This window comes from Oleiphilus sp. HI0066, from assembly GCF_001635725.1.
Map to the genome: position 1 here is coordinate 1 of NZ_LWFH01001219.1, position 1,407 is coordinate 1,407.

Consider the following 1,407-nt stretch of genomic DNA (forward strand, 5'->3'; position numbering starts at 1 on the left):
TTGAACGGGCAAGTTAGTTTAATGGGGCTAATTGGCAATGATGAAAACGCCGATCGTCTTGAAGCCATGCTCGCAACAGACAAAGTAAGCTCCGCACTTATTCGTCAAGATCAACAGCCAACAATCACCAAGCTTCGTGTCATCAGTCGCCATCAACAAGTGGTGCGTCTTGATTTCGAAGAGCTTTTTGCAGATGCGCATGCGCAAACCTTGAAAGAACAATTTATAGCTCAGATCGATAACTATGATTTCGTTATTTTTTCCGACTACAACAAGGGCTCTTTACGCTATGTCGGAGAAATGATTCATGAAGCACGCAAACGTGGCAAAACAATCTTAGTCGATCCAAAGTCTTCAGATTTATCGGTCTACCGTGGCGCACACGTCATCACGCCAAACCTGAAAGAATTTATTGCTGCTGGAGGTCAAACCGACAGCGAAGAGAGCATTCACGCTTCAGCGAAAGCACTGATGGCAAAATGCGATCTCGATGCCATCCTTCTGACTCGCAGCGAGCAAGGTATGTCGGTCATCACACCCTCCTCAAAACATGACATGCCAACCCGTGTACTTGAAGTCGCTGACGTAACCGGTGCAGGCGACACAGTCATCGGCACCTTGGCCTTAATGATGGCGGCAGGCACCCCTCTTGAAGATGCGGCGCAGATAGCGAATTTAGCAGCCGGAGTCGTCGTGGCTAAACTGGGTGCCGAAACAGTTTCTCCTGAAGAGCTTTACCAAATCGCAAATCGTGTGTTCTTTGAACATCGAGGAACCCGCGAGACCGAAACTTACGAAGAGACATTGCGTCACATAGAGCTTGCCAAACTTGCTGGCGAAAAAATTGTATTCACCAACGGCTGCTTCGATATTCTTCATGCAGGGCATGTACGCTATTTAGAAAAAGCGCGAGCATTAGGCGATAGACTTGTACTGGGATTAAACTCAGACGAATCCGTTAAACGCTTAAAAGGTGAAACACGCCCCGTGAATGGTTATGAAGAACGCGCTACGGTGATCGGCGGACTCGCAAGCGTCGACTGGGTCCTTCCTTTTGGAGAGGTGAAAGGCGATCAATACGACGACACACCTTTCTACCTTATCGAAACAGTTATGCCGGATGTATTGGCGAAAGGTGGTGATTACACCATCGACACGATCGTAGGCGCAGATATCGTCCAAAAAAACGGCGGGCAGGTTGCTGTCATTGATTTTGTAGACGGTTGCTCAACCACACGCATCATCGAAAAAATCCAACAACACGATGACCAATAGTCAGCAAGACGCGCCAAAGTCAGTTTGCGTTCTTAGGCTCTCTGCACTAGGCGATGTTTGTAACGCTGTTGCAGCCGTGCAGGCTGTTCAGCGAGCATATCCTGCGAGCCACATTACGTGGATTATCGGCAA

1 protein-coding gene is annotated in these 1,407 nt (G+C 48.4%); it reads left to right on the forward strand.

Features of this window, described 5'->3' with window-relative positions; all coding sequences use genetic code 11:
- On the forward strand, positions 1-1,275 hold a 1,275-nt coding region (hldE, locus tag A3738_RS16830; RefSeq protein ID WP_156504314.1), incomplete at its 5' end, for a bifunctional D-glycero-beta-D-manno-heptose-7-phosphate kinase/D-glycero-beta-D-manno-heptose 1-phosphate adenylyltransferase HldE.
- Between the last annotated feature and the right edge of the window lie 132 nt (positions 1,276-1,407).